Annotated in this window: 17 protein-coding genes and 1 tRNA gene; 14 read left to right on the top strand and 4 right to left on the bottom strand. The window is 51.8% G+C overall.

Translation table 11 applies throughout. The features are described 5' to 3' along the window. Window positions 1-78: 78 nt before the first annotated feature. From A7E78_RS06770 to A7E78_RS06780, 3 genes are all read left to right on the top strand, one after another. On the top strand, window positions 79-1,458 hold the full coding sequence (locus A7E78_RS06770; protein WP_083552839.1) for a replication-associated recombination protein A: 1,380 nt from the start codon (window positions 79-81) through the stop codon (window positions 1,456-1,458). A 119-nt stretch (window positions 1,459-1,577) separates the two neighbouring features. Beyond that, complete coding sequence (locus A7E78_RS06775) at window positions 1,578-3,824, top strand: hypothetical protein (RefSeq protein WP_145924857.1); 2,247 nt, start codon at window positions 1,578-1,580, stop codon at window positions 3,822-3,824. Between the two features lie 32 nt (window positions 3,825-3,856). Next, complete coding sequence (locus A7E78_RS06780) at window positions 3,857-6,190, top strand: HD domain-containing phosphohydrolase (RefSeq protein WP_083552843.1); 2,334 nt, start codon at window positions 3,857-3,859, stop codon at window positions 6,188-6,190. A 77-nt stretch (window positions 6,191-6,267) separates the two neighbouring features. Here the strand turns inward: A7E78_RS06780 and A7E78_RS06785 are convergent, their stop codons facing one another. After that, window positions 6,268-7,023, bottom strand: a complete 756-nt coding sequence (locus tag A7E78_RS06785) for a class I SAM-dependent methyltransferase (protein ID WP_235606816.1) — start codon at window positions 7,021-7,023, stop codon at window positions 6,268-6,270. Window positions 7,024-7,338: 315 nt separating this feature from the next. Between A7E78_RS06785 and A7E78_RS06790 the strand changes: the two genes are divergently transcribed. After that, window positions 7,339-8,568 (top strand): OmpP1/FadL family transporter, encoded by a 1,230-nt coding sequence (locus A7E78_RS06790; RefSeq protein WP_072283522.1) that lies wholly within the window; start codon window positions 7,339-7,341, stop codon window positions 8,566-8,568. Window positions 8,569-8,635: 67 nt separating this feature from the next. Here the strand turns inward: A7E78_RS06790 and A7E78_RS06795 are convergent, their stop codons facing one another. Continuing rightward, entirely contained in the window at window positions 8,636-9,106 is a 471-nt protein-coding gene (locus A7E78_RS06795; protein ID WP_072285074.1) for a peroxiredoxin, read from the bottom strand. A 60-nt stretch (window positions 9,107-9,166) separates the two neighbouring features. Continuing rightward, window positions 9,167-10,597 (bottom strand): L-seryl-tRNA(Sec) selenium transferase, encoded by a 1,431-nt coding sequence (gene selA, locus A7E78_RS06800; protein ID WP_072283523.1) that lies wholly within the window; start codon window positions 10,595-10,597, stop codon window positions 9,167-9,169. A 241-nt stretch (window positions 10,598-10,838) separates the two neighbouring features. Between selA and A7E78_RS06805 the strand changes: the two genes are divergently transcribed. The 5 genes from A7E78_RS06805 to tsaA all read left to right on the top strand — a co-directional run bounded on the left by A7E78_RS06805 (window position 10,839) and on the right by tsaA (window position 14,974). Next, window positions 10,839-11,669: a phosphate ABC transporter substrate-binding protein gene (locus tag A7E78_RS06805; RefSeq protein WP_072283524.1), complete on the top strand. Its 831-nt coding sequence runs from the start codon at window positions 10,839-10,841 to the stop codon at window positions 11,667-11,669. Then, window positions 11,666-12,526, top strand: coding sequence for a phosphate ABC transporter permease subunit PstC (pstC, locus tag A7E78_RS06810; protein WP_072283525.1), 861 nt, complete (start codon window positions 11,666-11,668; stop codon window positions 12,524-12,526). Before A7E78_RS06805 ends, pstC begins: the two co-directional genes overlap by 4 nt. Beyond that, on the top strand, window positions 12,523-13,407 hold the full coding sequence (gene pstA, locus A7E78_RS06815; protein WP_072283526.1) for a phosphate ABC transporter permease PstA: 885 nt from the start codon (window positions 12,523-12,525) through the stop codon (window positions 13,405-13,407). The genes pstC and pstA overlap by 4 nt, the downstream gene beginning before the upstream one ends. A 7-nt stretch (window positions 13,408-13,414) precedes the next feature. Then, a complete protein-coding gene (locus A7E78_RS06820; protein WP_072283527.1) occupies window positions 13,415-14,119 on the top strand; it encodes a phosphate ABC transporter ATP-binding protein in 705 nt (234 codons plus the stop codon). Window positions 14,120-14,449: 330 nt separating this feature from the next. Then, the gene (gene tsaA / locus A7E78_RS06825; RefSeq protein ID WP_072283528.1) at window positions 14,450-14,974 is read left to right on the top strand and encodes a tRNA (N6-threonylcarbamoyladenosine(37)-N6)-methyltransferase TrmO; all 525 of its coding nucleotides are present in this window, start codon (window positions 14,450-14,452) and stop codon (window positions 14,972-14,974) included. 200 nt (window positions 14,975-15,174) lie between these two features. Here the strand turns inward: tsaA and A7E78_RS06830 are convergent, their stop codons facing one another. After that, window positions 15,175-15,831 carry a transposase gene (locus A7E78_RS06830; protein ID WP_072283529.1) on the bottom strand — a complete coding sequence of 219 codons (657 nt, stop codon included), beginning with the start codon at window positions 15,829-15,831 and terminating at the stop codon, window positions 15,175-15,177. A 284-nt stretch (window positions 15,832-16,115) separates the two neighbouring features. On the opposite strand from A7E78_RS06830, the gene A7E78_RS06835 reads away from it, so the two are divergent. The 5 genes from A7E78_RS06835 to A7E78_RS06855 all read left to right on the top strand — a co-directional run bounded on the left by A7E78_RS06835 (window position 16,116) and on the right by A7E78_RS06855 (window position 20,854). Continuing rightward, on the top strand, window positions 16,116-16,784 hold the full coding sequence (locus tag A7E78_RS06835; protein ID WP_072283530.1) for a fibronectin type III domain-containing protein: 669 nt from the start codon (window positions 16,116-16,118) through the stop codon (window positions 16,782-16,784). Window positions 16,785-17,018: 234 nt separating this feature from the next. Then, complete coding sequence (locus A7E78_RS06840) at window positions 17,019-17,918, top strand: selenium metabolism-associated LysR family transcriptional regulator (protein ID WP_072283531.1); 900 nt, start codon at window positions 17,019-17,021, stop codon at window positions 17,916-17,918. 189 nt (window positions 17,919-18,107) lie between these two features. Beyond that, window positions 18,108-18,205: transfer RNA gene (locus A7E78_RS06845), tRNA-Sec, on the top strand. A gap of 40 nt (window positions 18,206-18,245) precedes the next feature. After that, entirely contained in the window at window positions 18,246-20,156 is a 1,911-nt protein-coding gene (gene selB, locus A7E78_RS06850; RefSeq protein WP_072285075.1) for a selenocysteine-specific translation elongation factor, read from the top strand. A 182-nt stretch (window positions 20,157-20,338) separates the two neighbouring features. Beyond that, on the top strand, window positions 20,339-20,854 hold the full coding sequence (locus A7E78_RS06855; protein ID WP_072285076.1) for an NADH-quinone oxidoreductase subunit NuoE family protein: 516 nt from the start codon (window positions 20,339-20,341) through the stop codon (window positions 20,852-20,854). Window positions 20,855-20,964: the final 110 nt, after the last annotated feature.

A 20,964-nucleotide genomic window follows, 5' to 3' on the forward strand; every position in this document is an offset into this window, starting at 1 on the left:
TAGCAAGTCCAGCTTGTTGTGAACTTGCCTTTTGTGCTAGAGTCGAAACCATCCTCAAAACCATTATTCGGAACTACCATGGATCTCTTTGAAGCAAACCAGGAACCCAATTCCGCCACCCCTCTGGCTGAGCGCATGCGCCCCAGAACTCTGGAGGAGATGGTGGGACAAGAACACCTCCTTGGCCCCAACAAAATACTGCGCCGGCTGATCGAAACCGACCAACTCTCCTCGGCAATCTTCTGGGGACCGCCCGGAACCGGCAAAACCACCCTGGCTCAAGTTATCGCCAACAGCACCAGCAGCCGATTTGTATTCTTTTCCGCGGTCCTGCAGGGAGTCAAAGAAGTTCGGGAACTGGTTAAACAGGCCCGGGAGGAGCGAGCTTACCACAGTCGCAAGACCCTGCTGTTCGTCGACGAGATTCACCGTTTCAACAAAGCTCAGCAGGATGCCTTTTTGCCCTACGTGGAACGGGGCGATATTATCCTGGTCGGCGCTACCACGGAAAACCCTTCCTTCGAAGTGAATTCGGCGCTGCTCTCCCGCTCCAGGGTCCTGGTCCTGCACGCTCTCGAAGCAACACAAATCATAACTTTACTGAAACGTGCCCTGACAGACCCAAGGGGACTCAATGACCGACACCAAGGGACCACCGAGGAAGCCCTGTCTTTTCTTGCCGAACAGGCAGACGGCGATGCCAGGGCCGGTCTCAACGCCCTGGAACTGGCTGCCGCCCTCACCGGCAAGGGGGCCATCACCCTGAAATCCGTCAAAGAAGCCCTGCAAAAACAAGGGCTGCGCTACGACAAGGGAGCCGAGGAGCACTATAACGTTATCTCCGCCTTCATCAAAAGCCTGCGCGGTTCCGACCCCGACGCAGCACTCTACTGGCTGGCTCGCATGATCGAAGCAGGAGAGTCCCCCTTATTCATCGCCCGCAGAATGGTCATCTTCGCCGCCGAGGATATTGGCAATGCCGACCCTCGAGGTCTGCAGATAGCGTTGACAACCCAGCAAGCCGTCCACTTTGTGGGCATGCCGGAGGGCCGCATCCCCCTTGCTCAAGCCGCCACCTACCTGGCCTGTGCGCCCAAAAGCAACGCCTCTTACAAAGGCATAGACCAGGCTTTGGCGGAAGTTCGCCGAAGCGGCGCCCTTCCCGTCCCCCTGCACCTGCGCAATGCCCCCACCAAGCTGATGAAAGAACTCGACTACGGCAAAGACTATCGCTATCCCCACGATTATAACGGCGGACATACGGCCCAGGACTATCTGCCGGAAAAACTGCAAGGAAACAAATACTACCAGCCATCCGATCGTGGTTACGAAAAAACCATGGGGGAGCGCCTGCGCACCCTGCAAAAGGCAGCCATTCCATCTGCAAACCGCAAGACCAACGACGCTACGCCCAGCGAACCAGACTGCTCCCAGGAAGCCAAGAACCGGGACAATTGAGAGTCCCCGAAACCCACCCCGACCAACCCCCCACAGAGAGAAAGACCTTCTACGGGATTAAAATTACCAAAAACCACGTAAACTCCGTCATTTTTCACGACATTTGATGGATTCCATGCTTGAATAAATCGCCCTACTATGATAAATCATTAAGCGAATCGCACGACATTTCATATCCGTCACCGCTGCTATTTAATTTCGATGCATTTTCCAAGATGAGGTTCGCCCAAAAACCGCCTCATCTATTTTGCGGAAACTGCCATAAAAAAGATGGGTCGCTTCCCCATGGAATCCTGCAAAGGGACTGTTACCGAACTTCCGCAGTTGCCAACAGAAGGCCCTCCTGTCTCCAGTGCTCCCCCCCTTCCAAAATTTCAAAGAACAATTGTATAAAAACCCTGATCAACAAAATCAACTACAACCACTTCCTTGATGGCACCATCACCGCATGTTTCCGTCACAAACGCTATAACACAACCCTTTCATTACTAATAAAACCACAGCCCTGTATAAACGAGAAGTTGATTTGCACTTGGGAAGGCAACAAAGACCTTGAAAGAAAACTACAATCTCACGAATTTCAGCACCTGTTGATCAACGATGGCCAAAAGACCTTGCTAATCAAACCCAAGGTGGCCGAAATCAACATTGAAAAATTAATTTTTTTATTACCGGGTGAATTTACGGAACTTAATTCCCGGAAAATACGACGTTATTCTTGCTCTAACATCAGCGCCAACCTGATTCAAAATGGAAGTAGTTTTCAGGGCACCCTAGTTGAATTCAGCGCCACTTCCTTACACATCAAAGTGCAATCCTCTCCACCGCAGACCTTTCAATGGCTAAACAATGAATCGCCTGCCACCCTGGTTCTTTCCAACCAGGCCGAAGCAATCTATTCGACCGAATGCAATATACTAAAGCAGTCCTGTGGGCAACACATGCGATCCATCGTACTGGCCCCAACTAGTGATCGAATATTTAAATTTAAGCCAAAAAAACATCGTAGCACCCGCAACCGACTGAAACCCTCACCCAGCATCAACTTCCGGCACCCGTTGACAAAGGGCTGGATTGATCTAGACGTTGACGATATCTCGGGGTCAGGCCTCTCTGTTACGGAAAACGTAAAAGACTCTACGTTACTGCCAGGCATGATCATACAGGACCTTGCGCTGGTCTTCGCCAACAGTGACAGCCTAAGATGCAAGGCTCAGGTTGTTTACCGCATCCCTCCTGAAGATTCGAGCCTACAGGACACTGTCAAATGTGGAATCGCCTTCCTCGACATGAAAATCGAAGAACAGACCCGATTACTGGGTATGCTCTATCAAGCAGAAAACAAACACTCATACCTTAGCAATCGAGTTGATCTTGATTCTCTGTGGAAATTTTTCTTTGACTCAGGCTTTATCTACCCCGAAAAATATCTCCACCTTAAATCCAACAAAAATACTTTCAAAAATACATATAGAACCCTTTACGAAAAAAAGCCAAATATTGCACGGCACTTCGTTTACCAAAGCAACGGTAACATCCTGGCTCATATGTCGATGGTCCGGTTCTATAACAATGCATGGCTAGTTCAGCACCACGCCTCCAGAAAAACTGAAACCAGAAGGGGCGGCCTAACTGTCTTAAGCAATGCTAGTCGTTATGCTAACGATACTTATCACCTTTACTCAGCTCACCTTGATTTCCTCTTCTGTTACTTCCGAAGTAACAATCGCTTTCCCCGCCGAATATTCGGTGGCGCAACAAAGTACATCGACGACCCAAAAGGTTGCTCGATTGACAGTTTTGCCTACTTTCACTTCAATAAATCTTTCAACGAAAGTTGGCAAAGTGCCAATCATTGGAGTTTCAACAGCACCAACACTGAAGACCTACAGGAGCTAAAACGTTTTATTGATTATTCTTCTGGCGGCCTGATGATACCAGCCTTAGACCTTGATTCAATCTGCCAAAACGAATCGCAGTTATTCAGAGAGTATCGTGAACTCGGCATGGTAAGAGAGCAACATCTTTTTTCCATAAAAGTCAAAGGCACCCTCAAGGCAGTAATAGTTTTAAATCTTTCAGAATCATTCTTAAACATGTCTGACCTAACCAACTGCTTTAAGATAATAGTTATTGATTCAGTGGGACTAACACGTGAAATTCTATTTTTAATGCTTTCTATATTATGTGTAAAATTTGGACTAGACAAAATCCCGGCCCTACTCTATCCAAGTAACATTGCAGAAGAAATGGCGATTCCAATAGAGAAAATATACAATCTATGGATTCTAAATATGCAACACATGGACAGATATTTTGACTTTTGTGAAAAGGTTATTCCAGGCTTCGGCATTACACCATCTTAAATATAGATACAACAGCTATTAAGGCAAAAGAAGTGAGTAATAAAGAATTATATAATAGTCGTCTCATAGACAACTTCATAAGGCTCCTTAAAAAGGACTACCCTGAGGTAAACCTCAGCGACATATTAAATTATGCCGACATGAGACACTATCAAATTGCAGACCAAGCACATTGGTTCACACAGGAACAAATCAACCGATTTTATGAAAGACTTGTTCAACTTACAGGCAACAACAACATAGGAAGAGAGGCCGGTCGCTATACCGCCTCCCCTGACGCACTTGGATTCATGCGTCAATACGTTCTCGGATTAGTAGGCCCTGCTAATACTTTCAAGCTCATTGGCCAGGCAACACCAAAATTAACCAGATCTTCAATTTACACCTCTGAGTCACTTGCTCCAAACAAAGTTAAAATCACGGTAACACCACATAAGAATGTGGAAGAAAAGGTCTTTCAATGTGAAAACCGATTAGGGTTCTGGGAAGCCGTCGTCACTATGATGGGCTATAAAACACCCCAGATTGAACACCCGGAATGCCTTTTCAAAGGGGACCAATGCTGCACCTATATTGTATCTTGGGAAAAAACATTCAGCGTCACACTAAAAAATACCCGAACCTACTTAGCAATCGCCTCGATACCAACGATTTCCTTAGTTTCTTTTTTCAACCCTGAGTTGTCGTTAAGCCTTTTTGTGCCCATAATAATCTTTGCGTTTTGTCTCCTTTCTATTTTCATAGAGAAAACGGAAAAAAAGGAAATCCTAAGAAATGTAGGTGACATAAAAGATTCAACTGATCAACTCATGGACCAAGTAAACAGAAACTACAACAATGCTTTAATGGCAAATGAGATCGGTCAAGCAATCAGCAACAAGGCTAACTTTAAGCACTTGGAACAATCCATAGATTCCGAAAGTAATATCGATGGCATATTAAAAGACGTTATCCAAATCCTGCAAAAACGTCTAGACTATGATAGAGGATTTATCCTGCTGGCCACCCCCGACCGTTGCAAATTAGCATTCCGTGCCGGATACGGTTATTCTGAAAAACACCAGGACCTGCTAAGAGGCACCGCATTTAACCTCGACAATCCCCAATCCAAAGGAATGTTTGTCGTTTCATTTCACAACCAAGAACCCTTTCTGATCAATGACCTTAGCGAACTGAAGGGCAGCCTTTCCCCACGCAGCCTAAACCTGGCAAAGGCCCTGGGTGTACAGTCGTTTATCTGCTGCCCCATCATTTGTGACGGGGAAGCTATAGGTATCCTGGCTGTTGACAACATCCGCAGCAAGCGTCCCCTGGTCCACAGCGATCTTACTCTGCTGATGGGCATCGCTCCAGTTATCGGTATCAGCATCCGTAACGCCGACTTGTTGAATGCCCGCCGCAAACAGTTTCACTCTATTTTACAAGCACTCGCCAAATCTATTGATGCCCGCGATCCCATGACTGCCGGTCATTCGGAAAAGGTCACCGACTATGCCCTGGGTATCTGCCAGGAACTTGAACAGCCCAAAGATTTTTGCGAGATGATCCGTGTGGCTTCTTTGCTTCACGACTATGGCAAGATCGCGGTACCCGATGCCATCCTTAAAAAACCTGGACGCCTTTCCAGTGATGAGTATCAGATTGTCAAGACTCACTCGCAGAAAACCCGCGAGATTCTGGATCAGATCAATTTTGAAGGAATCTACCGTTGCGTTCCGGAAGTCGCTGCCGCCCACCACGAGAAGCTCAATGGAACGGGCTACCCGAACGGCCTAAAAGGTGACCAGATTCCCCTTGGATCCAAAATAATTGCCGTTGCTGACTTCTTCGAAGCCATTACCGCCAAACGTCATTACCGTGACCCGATGCCTCTTAAAGTCGCCTTTCAGGTACTACGAGAAGAGAGCGGTAAACACTTTGAGGAAGAAATCATTGAAGCCCTGATTCGCCACTTTGAAAAGAATCATATCCAGGACTTTAAGGATCGATGGAAAAACCTTGAAATACCCGAGCGTAAAAGTTTGCGAGTTCCTTGCAAAACTCCAGTCTCCTACATCATGGACGGCACCCGCGTAGCAGGTACCAGCGCCGACATCAGCGCTAAGGGTATTTTTGTAGAGAGCGAACGAAATATGAATGAAGGCGAAAAAATTCAACTTTCGTTTACACTTCCCAACTTTGAATCTGAAATGTATGAGACCAGTGGTCGCGTAGCCTGGATTAACCATAAAGGCATGCCGCGCAAACGGGGTCTTCCTATGGGCTTCGGTGTAGAGTTTCTCGACCTCAACAAAAGAACCTTCGATGCCGTACTTAGCTATGTTATCGCCAACCACCTTCCGGCCTTAACAAACCAGCCCTGCTAATCCCGCTCTTTCCAAACCATTAAAAAAGGCGTACAAACCGATGTTTGTACGCCTTTTAACGCTGCGAACTGTGGGCACTATTTTAGAGGTTTTACGCCTCGTGCACAAAGCAATGGGGTATAAGTAAAACGCCTGGGGTCCGCAAAAAACTTCTGGAACTCTTCAACAAACTCGCTGAATCCGCCTTCATATTCGGAAAAACAGTAATTTGAGTTCTTTGCTGCCACCTGCACTTTTTGGTTCCAATTATAAGAATCGACCTCATTGAGTTGGCCGCTGATCAAATGGTGAGCGGACAAATCAACCGCAATATCCTGATAGTCAAGATCGTATAAAAAGGAATAAAGTTTTCTCCCCATATAGGGGTCAAAATTAGCCTCAAGTTCAAGCTTTTTAGTAATATTGGCAATGGCTTTTTCAAGCCGTACCGGGATACCAGCATGGGACAAACAATTATAATCGAGATCAATAAGACAGAGAATCCCACCGGGTTTTAGAATCCGACTAAGGTTCTGAACAATTTCAAAAGCCTTTTCTCGATGATATTCCAGTACAAAACGAACCCAGACAAAGTCGAAAAGCCCCAGGTCATCAAGGGGCTCATAAAAATTTCGACAGCAGTAGGAAAGGCTGGGTGCTTTATAATTATTTTGAGCGTGGGTAATACGCTCTAAGGATCCATCGACACCAACAGCCTGGCCAAAGGGTTGGCACAGTTCATTGAGCATGGCGGTCGTCTTGCCACTACCGCAGCCTATATCCGCCACACGCATGCCAGGCTTTAACCCGGCCCAACGCGACTGCCTTTCAACAGCTTCACGGTCGGTTTTCATATCGAGCCGCAAAGCCTCATCGGCGTGTTCCATTATATAGTTAGCCTGTACTGTCATTTCAGTCCTGTCGATAGAATCATTTATATTTATACATAACAAGGCTGGACCTATAACACATAAAATAATTTAATTCAACAAACCACAAAATAAGACAAACCTCTATTGATCTTTGTTTCTTTGGCAAGTTTAATACAGTATTGTTTGACTTGACATTGCATTCATGTATAAAAATGTGACCTGTGTTTGCATATAGTACTGTATCTTGGGCGTTTTTTTATATGATTAGAGGCACACTTGGCATTATCCGGAGGGACCATGAAAAGAACAACCAAGCAACATAACTCATTATTGTTTATCTGCCTTGCATTTGCGCTGATTACTTGCCTGGGAGCCTCCCAAAGCCATGCTTCCGGCTACGGTATTTTCGTCCAAGGCGCCGATGCGCTTGGACAAGCCAATTCAACCATAGCCCATAGCGATGGCCCGTCCGCGGTCTATTTCAATCCGGCCCTTCTGACTTCATTGACCGGCACGCAGATCGAGGTTGGCACCACCGCTGTTATACCTTCGCGCAAATTTAAAAGCGATTCAGATGGCAGCCGCGAAAAAACGGAAGATAAGGTTTACTTCCCCAGCACCTTTTATCTGAGCCACCAGCTCAACGAGCGCTGGAGTGCCGGCCTGGCCGTGTTCAATCCTTTCGGCCTCGGCACGGTATGGGACAGCGACTGGGAAGGCAATTCTATTGCCACCAAATCAAGAATTACTACCTTTAATATTAACCCGTCTATTGCCTACCAAGTAACCCCCCGGCTGGCTATCGGCGCCGGCCTCGACATTCTGATCCTCGATGCCAAGCTGAAAAACGAAGCTATTACAGACCAGCAACTGACCGGAGATGGAGAAGGTATCGGTTTCAATGTCGGTCTACAGCTACAGATCACCGAGGAACTCTCTTTCGGGGCCGCCTACCGCAGTAAGGTTGATATCGATATTGATGGAAAAGTCACCTTCAGTCCGTCTGTGCAAGACTTTTTCCCCAATACAGATGTTAAAACATCCATTACCTTGCCCGCGCAGTTCACCGCCGGATTGGCCTACAGCTTTTCGCCGAACTGGGTCGTCGAAGCAGGGGTCCGGTGGGAAGATTGGTCCTCATTCGACGAACTCAAGGTCGAACTTGAACAAGTTAGTGCTCTGCCATCAAACAGCGTCAGCTATCCCCGAAACTGGGACGACACCTGGGCCTTCAACGTCGGCACCAAGTACCGCCTGAATGACCGGGTCGCCCTCATGGCCGGTTATCTCTACGGAGACAATCCTGTTCCCGACAGCACCTTTGAGCCGGCCATCCCCGACTCGGACACCCACCTGTTCACCGTCGGCAGCGAACTGACCTTCGACCAATTAAAGGTGACTCTGGCTTACGGCTTTCAGCTTCAGGAAGACCGCGACAAGGAAGACAACGAATACGGAGATGTTGCCAACGGTGAGTACGAAAACTATCTCCACCTGGCGGCCATCAGCCTGAGCTACGCGTTTTAGAGATTGTTTGAAAAATCAAAAAAAGCCCCGGCAAGAAAGGTTATCTTGCCGGGGCTTTTCGTTTTTATCAGCCAAGGTGCTCACGAAGAAATTCCAGCACCTCCTGAGGATGACTTTCAGCCTTTCGAACCTTTGGCCAGTGCTTGACAACCTTGCCGTCCGGCCCGATCACCACCGTCGAACGTATGGTTCCCATGACCTTTTTGCCGTACATGGTCTTTTCGCCAAAAGCACCATAGGCTTGCATAACCGATGTCTCCGGGTCCGACAACAAAACGAAGGGCAGACCGAACTTGGCGATGAACTTGTCGTGCGCAGCCAGACTGTCCTTACTCACTCCCAGCAGCATCACATCCAGAGTGTTCAATTCTGAATAGAGATCCCGAAAAGAACAGGCCTCTTTGCTGCAACCAGGGGTGTTGTCCCGCGGGTAGAAATACAGAACCAGGGTCTTGCCCGCATAGTCGGTTAAATCATGGACCTTCTTGTCGCTTCCCTCCAGGGCGAAATGAGGGGCGCTTGTCCCTTCTAGTTTGATCATACGAGGCTCCTTCCAAAATGATGATGGCGTTGCAAAAGTTCACCAACTGCTGGGTTGCTAAAAATCCGCCAAAGACTTCAGTGCCGAAATTATCTCAGCCACATCCTGATCAGCAACGGTACGAGGATCAAGGAGAAAATCGCCCTGGTAAATCCTGCCGATGATCGGCAGGACCCTCGTCCTCAGGCGCTGCTCCAACTGCTGCGAAGAAAGGCCATCGACAGAGACGGAAATAAGAGTTGCGGGAAGTTGCAGCAGAGGAAAGGTGCCGCCACCTACCTGGGAAAAACCCTTCAAGGTTTTCAGAGACACGCTTTTCGGCAGCCCCCGCCGCATGCGCCGCACCATGGATTTGGCACGGGACGCAAGATCTTCAGCCGACAGGGTCATCATGCGCAACGCGGGAATCTGCTGCAAAGCCTGCTTTTCGTCCCTGTACAGCCGCAGGGTACCTTCCAGAGTGGCCAGAGTGACCTTGTCGAGGCGCAGCGCCCGCAACAAGGGGTGCTTTTTCATCGGTTCCAAGACGCTGCGTTTGCCGACAATGATGCCGGCCTGAGGACCGCCCAGCAATTTGTCACCGCTGAAGGTAACCAGATCCGCTCCTGCCTCAAGGTATTCGCCCACCGTCGCTTCGCCTTGCAGGCCATAGGCCGAAAGATCGATCAGGGTACCGCTTCCCGCATCGACCATGACCGGCAGAGAAGCTTCGCGACCGACGCTGACAAGCTCTTCGGTCGAAACCTCGGTGGTAAAACCAACCACTGCAAAATTGCTGGTGTGCACCTTGAGCAGCAGGGCCGTTTCCTCGGCAATAGCCGTCCGGTAGTCCCGGGGATGGGTCCGGTTGGTGGCGCCGACTTCCCGCAAAATTGCACCGCTCTGTTCCATGACCTCGGGGATACGGAAGGAGCCACCGATCTCCACCAGTTCACCACGGGAGACAATGACTTCCTTGCCGCGAGCGAGGGACGAAAGGGCAAGTAACACGGCGGCGGCATTGTTGTTGACCACGATGGCGCACTCGGCTCCGGTCAGGCTGCAGAGCAGCTCTTCCACATGGACCGCACGCTTACCCCGCTCCCCGGTTTCCAGGTTAAATTCAAGGGTGCTGTAGCCAAAAGCCGCTTCGAGCATCGTCTCACGAAGAGACGGAGGCAATACCGCCCGGCCCAAATTTGTGTGCAGAACCACCCCGGTGCCATTAACCACCCGCCGTAGGCCGAGAGTATTTAATTTCTCTATGGCAAGTCCCACCCGTTCAACAATGGATTCTTCTGCGAGAACTTCCTCCGTTGCTTTTCCGGCAAGGATCTCGGCGCGTACCTGGTTGAGAGCTTCCCGAACCGCCTGGACAATCATCCAGCGGGGATGCTCCTCAACAAACACTTTAATGGCCGGCCACTCCAGAACCTTGTCTACTTTTGGAATATTTTTGAGCAAGAGCGTTACCTTTCCCGCTTTAAATCGAAGGGACTTTCCCGTCATAGAGACATCACACCCGGGGCCATGCTCAGCCGATATTATCGGTCCCGATTACAGGCCACAATGGCGGCCTTATTGTATAACCTGGCCACTAATAGTCAAGAAAGGAAAGAACTGGCAAAGAGACAGTTCTATTGAAAATTTCAATAACATCCAATCAAACTATTAATAATTACAATTAGACATAAATGTCTGTATTTGTTAGTTTCCCCTCGAATACTTCTTTTTATCGATGGAGGAACACATGAAAAAATTATCGTTTATCGGTCTGGCACTGATTGTTTCCGTTCTACTTACCTGTTCACCGGCATTTTCCGACAGCCTGGCCCCCTTCAAGGGCGAAAAAGGGACATTGAAAGTTTCCGGCGGAACAGCGCATATCCCGGTTATGAAAGAAGCCGCGCAGCAAGTTATGATGGCGAATCCCGATATTCAGATCAGCATCGCCGGCGGCGGCTCGGGCGTCGGCATCAAGCAGGTCGGTGAAGGCCTGGTCGACATCGGCAACAGCGGACGCAAAGCCAGCGACGAAGAAATCGAACGCTATCAGCTCAAACTGCACAAGTGGGCCATCGACGGCGTTGGACCGGTGGTAAATCCGGCGAACCAGGTCAAGGCTCTGACCCAAAGCCAGATGATGGATATTTTCTCCGGCAAGCTGGACAACTGGAAGCAGCTGGGCGGCGCAGACCGGAGCATCAACATCTATACCCGCGATGAAGCCAGCGGCACCCGCGCCGTGTTCTGGAAAAAAGGCCTGAAAAAAGGACCGATCAGCTCCGGCGCCCATGTTGTCGTCTCCAACGGCGCGATGAAATCGGCCATCGCCCAGGATCCTTACGGCATCGGCTACGTCTCCGTGGGTCACATCGATGAGATGGTGGCGCCGGTGGCCCTTGACGGCGTAGTGCCGACCATTCAGACCATACAGGACGGCACCTACAAAGTCGCCCGCGGACTGTACAGCAACACCAAAGGCGAGCCGACCGGCCTGACCAAGAAATTCATCGACTTCCTCTACACCCCCGAGGGGAAAAAGATCATTGAGAAGCGCGGATTTATCCCCGCCCAATGAAAAGATACCGGGAGCTGATTGCGGAGAGGGCCTTTCTCCTCTCCGCATTAGCCAGCTCTTCCATCACCGTAGCGATTCTGGGCTTCATGGTGTTTATGGGCCTGCCCCTGCTCAAGCAGGGGGGGCTTCACCAGCTGCTGCTGAAACCGTGGGCGCCCTTCCAGGGTTTGTTCGGCATCTACCCGATGATCATGGGCACCGCTGCCATCTCCCTGCTGAGCCTGTTGTTCGCCTTCCCCTTAAGCCTCGGCTGTTCCTTTCTGATCGGCTCCATAGCACCGCAAACCGTCAGCAAAGGATTCCGGCGCTTGATCGAGCTGATGACCGGCATCCCCACGGTCATCTACGGCTTTGTCGGGGTTTTTCTCCTGGTCCCCATCGTCCGCGAGCTGTTTCAAAGCGGCTCGGGCCTGTGCATTCTCACCGCCGCCCTGGTGCTGGGCATCATGATCTCGCCCACCATGACCCTGTTTTTCTGCGACAGCTTTGACCGGATTCCCAAGGCCTACCTGGATGCCGCCGATGCCCTGGGCGCAAGCCCCGTACAAAAGCTGCTCTATGTTATTCTGCCGGCCGCAAGACACGGCATGCTCAACGGGGTCATCCTCTCCCTGGGGCGGGCCGTGGGAGACACCCTCATCGCCCTGATGCTGGCGGGCAATTCGGTGCGGGTCGCCGAATCGGTTCTGGAACCGGCCCGAACCCTCACCGCCCATATCGCCCTGGTCATCGCCGCCGATTACGAAAGCCCCGAGTTCCGCTCCATTTTCGCCTGCGGAGTGGTGCTCTACCTGTTCACCATGACAGTGACCTTTCTGGTTCGCTACCTGAGTTTCAGCAAGGATAGAACAGTTTGAGATACCGCAGCCTCGAGCGCCTGACCATCATATTTTCCTGGCTGGCCGGCTTACTACTGCTGAGTGCAGTCGGCTTGCTACTCGGCTACCTGTTCGTCAAAGGCCATCAGGCCGTCAACCTTAAATTGATTTTCGGAGACGCCTCCCCTTTGCGAGCCATCCTTCTGCAAGAGAGGGTGTTTAACGGCCTGTTCCCCGCCATCGTCGGCACCCTGGTCCTGGTCCTGCTGTCCGTCATCTGGGCCATCCCCGTCGGCATGGCCACGGGCATCTATCTCGCTGAATATGCCGGCCCGCGGGCCAAGCGGGTGTTGGATGCTTTTTTCGACGTCTTATCCGGCATCCCCTCCATCGTGATCGGGCTGTTCGGCTTTGCCTTTGCCGTGTTTCTGCACAAACACTATTCCGACCGCATCGGCCCCTGCCTGCTCATATCGAGTATCGCCCTCTCCTTCCTGGTCCTGCCTTACATCATTCGCACCACTCAGGCGTCCCTCGATGGCATCCCACGGGAAACCCGCCTGACCGCCCTGGCCCTGGGAGCCACCAAATTTCAGAATATCTTCCTGGTGCTGATCCCCAAATCCCTGGCCGGAATCATGAGCGGGATCATCCTCGCCATCGGCCGCTGTGCCGAAGATACCGCCGTCATCATGCTGACCGGAGCCGTCGCCTCCACCGGCCTGCCCCGGTCGCTATTTACCCAATACGAAGCCCTGCCCTTTTATATCTATTACATTTCGTCCCAATATACCGATCGGGCCGAACTGATGCAGGGATACGGCGCCGCCATCATTCTCCTGCTGCTGTGCGCCGTGCTGTTTTCGGTGGCCTACGGCATTCGCAAGGGCCTGAGCCATTTCGCCCTTTACCGACCATGAGCCTGCCATGACTCCAGATATCAAGATACGCGTTGCCGACCTGAACTTTGCCTACCGGGACCGGACCATCCTTCGGGACGTGAGTCTCGAATTCGCCGAGAACACGATTACCGCCCTCACCGGATCTTCCGGAGCCGGCAAATCGACCTTTCTCATGACCCTCAACCGCCTGTGGGAAAATATCTCCGATGCGAAGATGCAAGGCACGGTAGAGATCAAACTTCAGGACCGATTTCGGGATATCTACGCCGCCGATCTGGCCGTGACGGAATTGCGGAAAATGGTCGCCATGGTGTTTCAGGTGCCCAACCCTCTGCCCATGAGTATTCGCAAAAATATCGCCTTTCCTCTCAAACTCAGCGGCGAAAGAAACCGGGAATCGGTTGACCAGAAGATTGAACAGGCCCTGAAAATGGCCAATCTGTGGGATGAAGTCAAAGACCGCCTCAACGAGGATGCCCGCAACCTCTCCGGCGGTCAGCAGCAGCGGCTCTGCATCGCCCGGGCCTTGGTGCTGGAACCGGAAGTGTTGCTGCTGGACGAACCGACCTCGTCGCTGGATCAGGCATCGACAGCGGTTATCGAAGAGCTATTACTGAAACTGAAGGATCGCCTGACCATCCTGATTGTGTCCCATCATCCGGAGCAGGTTGATCGCATTGCTGACAAGATCATCCAGTTTGGCGATAGCGGGATTGTTTCCACAGGCTGAAAACTATCGAAGCAGAAAAAACAAGAAAGGCCCCGCCTAAAAAACTGGAGGGGCCTTTTGATATCTTGGGTGCAATGATTTATCGGCAATACGGGGAGTGACCCTCGCTTACTCAGTCTATTCAGGTCGGAAAGTAAGTAAAAAAACAACGTCCCAGCCCCCCTCAGAACGCCGGTCCGAACTCCATATTTTTCATTGCCACAAACCCTCGCTTGCGATAGCATCTCCACCATTTCCAGGACTGCCGAATAATAGCAGCCGGTCACTCGCTCATTTCACACGGCACGACAACGATCGTGCCGTAGCCTGTTTGTAGTTGAATTTCCTGACATGACCAAAGACTCCTATATCACCTATCGCCCCATCGGCATCCTGCGATCCCCCTATACCCGGCGCATCGATGCACCCCATCAAAGCACGGTGGTGGAGGGCACTGAAACCGGGGCGTTCGCCCCAGCTACCCTGGAACTTCAGGATTGGTTGGACGAGAAAATCCTTCAAGATCTGGGCGGCTTCGAGCGACTTTGGCTCATCTTCGCCTTTCATCGGAGTGAAGGCTGGAAAAGCAGCGTCAAGCCGCCCCGGGGTGGACCGAAGCGGGGCGTTCTGGCCACCCGCTCCCCTCATCGTCCCAATTCCATCGGCCTTTCGGCGGTGGAATTGGCCAAGATCGAAGGCAGGACGCTGCACCTTCGCGGCGTGGATCTCCTTGATGGCACCCCTGTTCTGGATATCAAACCCTACGTGCCCTATGCGGACGCCTTTCCCGACGCCAAAGCCGGCTGGATCGACGATCTGGATGAAAAGCTGGGACGTCATTCCGCGCCCGGACCTCGCAGGCCCAGGGGTAGGTAAGAACGCTAACCCTGAATTCCGAATTCCGCGAATTCCGGCGAATTCCGGGGACACCATACTCATTAGCCAGGTTTCGGGCCGGGCTTTTTTCTCTTTAAATCGCGGCCAAGTGTTTGCCCCAGATTGGCGAGGAACTTGTCATCCCCAAGTGGACGTCCGGTTCTTTCCGCCTCGGGCGAATTCCGGGGACACCATACTCATTAGCCAGGTTTCAGGCCGGGCTTTTTTCTCGTTAAATCGCGGCCAAGTGTTTGCCCCAGATTGGCGAGAAACTTGTCATCCCCAAGTGGACGTCCGGTTCTTTCCGCCTGTTTAAGGGCGAATATCTTAGATGCGCTAAACTCTTCAGCTAAAAAGCCCTGCCAATCTGCGACCATTTCAACAAGAGGTGACTGTTTCACCAGAGGGTCGGTTTTGCCATTTACATGAAAGGCGGCGCTGCTCCATGGATAATTCTCGGCTTGTTCGCATAGATTGCTTCTGACAGGATTCAGTTCAATGTAACGAGCGGCGGTCAGAAGATGCGGTTCGTCCATTGGATATGAAGCAAAACGGCCCTGCCAAAGATGCCCCCTCCATCCCTCACGGAAATTGATCCGGCGTGTATAGCGGCGATGGGTTTCACCAATGGCAAGGCATAGTCCGTCTTGGTCATGCGGCACGGCAATAAGATGCACATGATTGGGCATTAGACAATACGCCCAAATTGCGACCTTATGCCAGTCGCACCAATGCCTCAAAAGATCGAGGTAGGCTCGATAGTCTTCGTCAGAAAAGAAGGTTTGCTGCCTACGATTTCCCCGTTGAGTGATGTGATGGGGCAAACCGGGGGCAACGACTCGTGCGATTCTGGCCATGCTGCATATTAAGCGCCTCTAGTAACTCTTTCAAGGAATTATTCACCAGGCCTAATCTTACTGGACAGATTCCCTAATGAGTATGGTGTCCCCCGAACTCCCCCACAGTAAGCCAATAACCGAAAATGTCTCATTCCAGGTGGCACTAAAGCAGGGAGGTTTACACCACTATATTCCAAGGGATTATGGCAGCCTAAATGATCCCTGCAAATATGGTACAGGCCTTGCCTCATAATTCTTCCGAATGGTATTCTTAGACCATCAGGGGGGAAAGGAGACTTTCCATGCAAAGCATTGCAAAATTGCCCCTCGCCTCCCTGACGATGGTTATCGCCGGGCTGCTGTTCTGGGCCGCCCCCCTCTTGGCACAAGTCGTCCAGCTTGCTTGGGACCCGAGCACCAGCCAGGATGTCGCAGGTTATAAAATCTACTACAAGGCCGACTCCAGCGAGTTGCCGTTGGATGGAGTGGAAGCCTTGGAGGGTCCATCGCCCATCGATGTCGGCAATGTGACTGCCTTCACCCTGAATGAACTTCCGGAAGGATCGATTTACTATTTCCGCGCTACCGCCTACGACAGTACCGGCTATGAAAGCTCACTGTCCAACCTCGCGTTCAGCGAGTGGCTCCCCGCCATCCTGGCTCCGGGCATGAACGAAATTGTCGATTCCTCGGTAGTGCTGGTCTGGAGCCCACCGCCGGACGATCTCGATCTCACCTTCTCGCTAGTATACGGCACTGATCCCGAGTTGCGAACCAACATCAAAAGCAATAAAGGTCGCCTCAAAAAAGACCCCACCTTCATACCAACGATGTTGATCGACAACCTGGCGGACACCAGCTATACGGCAAATGACCTCTACTCCGGCATCACCTATTACTGGCAGGTTGTTGCCACCGACGGCAGCGGACAGCAATATACCACCGGCATCAGCTCATTTGTCACCGAATAAACGGCTATTGTACGGATAAATGGAAGCACCTGAATTCACTGAAAAACTGAATCTTACAACACCTGTTATCTAGAACATCTTCATGAATCTAACTCTATTCGGCTTGATAGATACGTGCTATGAATAGTCATTTGTAAAAACCTATTCGATCAAATGCTTGGCACACAAAATTCGAGCTTTGAATACTCAAATATCCATCCAATCGATATTTACAGCTCAACCAAGAAAACGACCATGAACCTGAAACAGCTAGAAGTCTTCATCGCCGTAGCCGAAAGCGGCAGTTTTTCCCGCGCAGCGGAAATCACCTTTCTGACCCAGTCGACGGTCAGTCAGCACATATCCTCTTTGGAAAAAGAATTTGACCTGAAATTGCTGGACCGGACCGGGAAAGGGGCCTTTCTCACCGAGGCGGGAAAACTGCTTTTGGAGCAAGCCCGGCGGGTGGTGGCGGAAGCTCAGAACATCCCCCTGGCTCTTAACCGTTTTCGCGGCTTGGAGGATGTTGTACTGAAGATCGGCGGTAGCAATATCCCCGCCTGCTACATGATCCCCCTCTGCGTTTCTTCCTTTCGAAAGGAACATCCCGGCGTGGTCATTTCCCTCATCCAGGGAGACAGCCGGGAAACTCTGGACCGGCTCAAAAATGAAGAGGTGGAGTTTGCCCTAATCGGCACTTGTGTGCCTGAAAAGGGTCTCGCCTTTACCCCCCTGTCCCTGGATAAAATCTCCCTGGTGGTGCCCGTCGGGCATCCCTGGAGCGTAAAGGAATTTATCCTTCCGGAAGATCTGGGCAGCGAATCTTTCATTTTTCGCGAATCTGGATCGGGAACGGATCAAACCCTGCGGGAGCAACTGACCAAGGCGAGCTTTGCCCCGGAACAATTGAAAGTCTCCATGGTCCTCGGCAGCAACGAAGCGGTAAAACAGGCGATCCTGCACGGTACCGGGGTTTCCTTTCTGTCCGAACTGTCGGTGAAAAAGGAGTGCGAGCGGGGCGAAATGTGCATCGTCAACATCCGGGGTTTGGACATTTATCGCCACATTTATTTAGTAACCCGAAAGGCTCGCGAACTGGCTCCGGCTGCCAAGGCCTTTATCGACAAACTTGTGCAACATTTTCCCTCGAAGTAAGTCTTCAGCAGAACCGTTTTTTCTTTTTCTTATGGCGCAACCCCTCGTTTTTTCGCTCAAATCAATTGCAAACATTGCCCAAATCGGCTACTATCCGACCTCTTAAACGACTTACGAATGAAGGTTTTTTCAGGGCCTGAAAACGTCGATTTGGTTGCTAAGATGTTAGCTCTGATTTCACAAGATCATGGAAGCGCGACGGTCTCTGGTGGGCCGCCCGGTCTTCAAAACCGGTGTGGGGGGTGAGAAACTTCCCAGGTGGGTTCGATTCCCATGCGCTTCCGCCAAATTACCCCTGGTTGCAATCAAGAAGATGACAATCCAACCATGAAACACCTCATCCTCGGCACCGCCGGTCATATCGACCACGGCAAAACCTCACTGGTCAAAGCCCTGACCGGCACCGACACGGATCGCCTGAAAGAAGAGAAAGAGCGAGGCATTACCATTGAGCTGGGTTTCGCTCATCTGGAACTGCCGGGAGATATTCAGTTCGGGATCGTGGACGTGCCGGGCCATGAGCGGTTTGTGCGGGCCATGGTGGCCGGAGTCGGCGGAATGGATGTGGTGATGCTGGTGATCGCCGCCGACGAAGGGATCATGCCCCAGACCCGGGAGCATCTGGAAATCTGCCAGTTGCTCGGGGTCAAAAAGGGACTGGTGGCCCTCACCAAATGCGACATGGTGGATGAGGAGTGGCTGCAGCTAGTGACCGAAGAGGTCGGCGACTATCTGGCCGGCAGCTTTTTGGAAGAGGCGGCGATCATCCCCGTTTCATCGAGAACCAACCACGGGCTCGACGATCTCAAGTCGGCCCTTGAGCTACTGGCAAGTGAAGTACAGGAAAAGTCGGCTGACGGTTCCTTCCGCCTTCCCGTCGACCGTGTGTTCTCCGTTCCCGGTTTCGGTGCAGTGGTCACCGGCACCCTCCTTTCAGGGGAAATTGCCACTGGCGAGGAAGTGGAGGTGTTGCCTTCCGGCCTCACCTCCCGGGTCCGCAGCGTGCAGAGTCACGGCCAAACAACCGAAAATGGTGCGGCCGGCCAGCGTCTGGCGGTTAACCTGCAAGGAGCCGATCATAACCAACTCTGCCGTGGCGATGTTGTCGTTCCCCGGGGAGTATTTCGTGCCACCCGCACGGTAGATGCACGGATCGACTACCTTGCTTCGGCTCCCCGGGAGTTGAAACATCGGGCCACTCTGCGCCTCCATTCGGCCACCTATGAGGTGTCGGCGCAGGTGATCCTCCTTGACCGGAGCTCCCTCGCCCCCGGTGAATCGGCCTTCGTTCAACTGCGTCTCAAAACTCCGGTTCTGCTCCTGCCCGGCGACAATTTCATCGTACGCAGCTACTCGCCCCAGATTACCGTCGGCGGCGGCACCGTCATCGACCCCGCGCCGCCTCGCCGCAGACGCCGCTCTGCCCAAGCGTTGGAACTGCTTCACTCTCTCGACCAAGGCGAGGACACCGACAAGCTGTTGCTCCTGACGCAGGCGAGTCTCCTGTCCGGCCTGACTTTGGAGGAACTGGTTCTTCGCAGTGGCCTGTCGGAAAAGAAGATTGAGTCTCCCCTTGCCGGACTGCTCTCCAAAGGCCTGATCGTGCAGGCGCTGCGCAAACCTCGCATGTTTCTGGCCGGGGAAGCTTTCGCAACCCTTAAGTCACTGCTGACAACAGGCTTGGAAAAGTACCTGCAGGCCAACCCCCTTAAGGAAGGCATCGGCAAAGAAGAGCTGAAGGCGCAGATCCCACAGCGAAGCGATGTGCGTTTCTTCGAGGCGCTGCTTAGTGCGTTGCAGAAGGAACAGAAGATCATTGTTGACCGGGATCTGATCAAAATACCGGGTCACCGGGCCTCTGCCGCTGTTGATCAGGCCGCCGTGCTGGCTAAACTGGAAGGCGCCCTGCAACAGGCGGGCACCGAACCGCCCAGCATCAAGGTTTTGGGCGAACTGGTTCGCTGCAACGACAAGGCGGTGCTGGAACACCTGATCCTGCTGCACCGCGAGAACCGGGCGGTGAAAGTAACCGCCGACCTCTTCTACGCCCCCCAGCCTTTGCAGTCGATACAGGAAAGGCTGGTGGCCTTTCTCAAAGAAAATGAGGAAATCACCCCGCCCCAATTCCGGGAGCTGACGGGACTTTCGCGGAAATTCATGATTCCCCTGCTCGGCTATTTTGATCAGGAAAAAATCACCCTCCGGATTGGCGACAAGCGGGTATTAAGGAAACGCTAGAGGACGGTTCACGAAACCGGGCCGGTCCTGCGACAAGAGAACAACCACAACATACTTGTTCGCTGCGCGATTTTGTATTGTAATGTGCAGGAGCAAAAAGGTTCTCATACCTTTTACCCCTGATGGCTCAACCGGAAAACAGCCTGTTCCTTTTGACAGTCCGGCAACTGGGAAGAAAAACCATGTCTACAAACCAAACGAGCGGGGAATTCAACCTCCCTGAAGGGTACGCACTGCCCGAAAACCTGTACCGGGAGCTTGCCGCCTTTATCGAGGGCCTGCCGACCAAAGCCGGCCACCTGGTCACAGCGCTGCACAAAGCCCAGAGTCTGTTCGGCTACCTTCCGGAAGAAGTTCAGAAGTTCGTTGCAGAGCATATGGATGTGTCGGTGGTTCACGTCTACGGTGTCGTCAGCTTCTACACCTTCTTCACCCAGATACCCAAGGGTAAGCACCCCATCTCCATCTGCATGGGGACGGCCTGCTTCGTCGTCGGTGCCGATAAGATCGTTGAATCCTTCCGGCAGCAACTCGGTGGTGTCGAGGTCAGTGAAGTGACTTCCGATGGTCAATTCTCCATCGACTGCCTGCGTTGCGTCGGCACTTGCGCCCTGGCTCCCGTGGTCATGATCGGTGAGAAGGTCTACGGAAAAGTAACTCCAGACCAAGTTAAAGACATCATTGCCGACTTTTCTTGATGGCGTCGCAAGCTGCATCGATGGTCTTAATGCATTAGCAGACCCCATGAATTCACTAAGCTAAATTTTGTAAAATGGCTAAGCAAAAATTTCGTCCTACAAGGCTTGGT

Origin of the sequence: Syntrophotalea acetylenivorans (assembly GCF_001887775.1) — a bacterium.
Lineage (GTDB): Bacteria > Desulfobacterota > Desulfuromonadia > Desulfuromonadales > Syntrophotaleaceae > Syntrophotalea_A > Syntrophotalea_A acetylenivorans.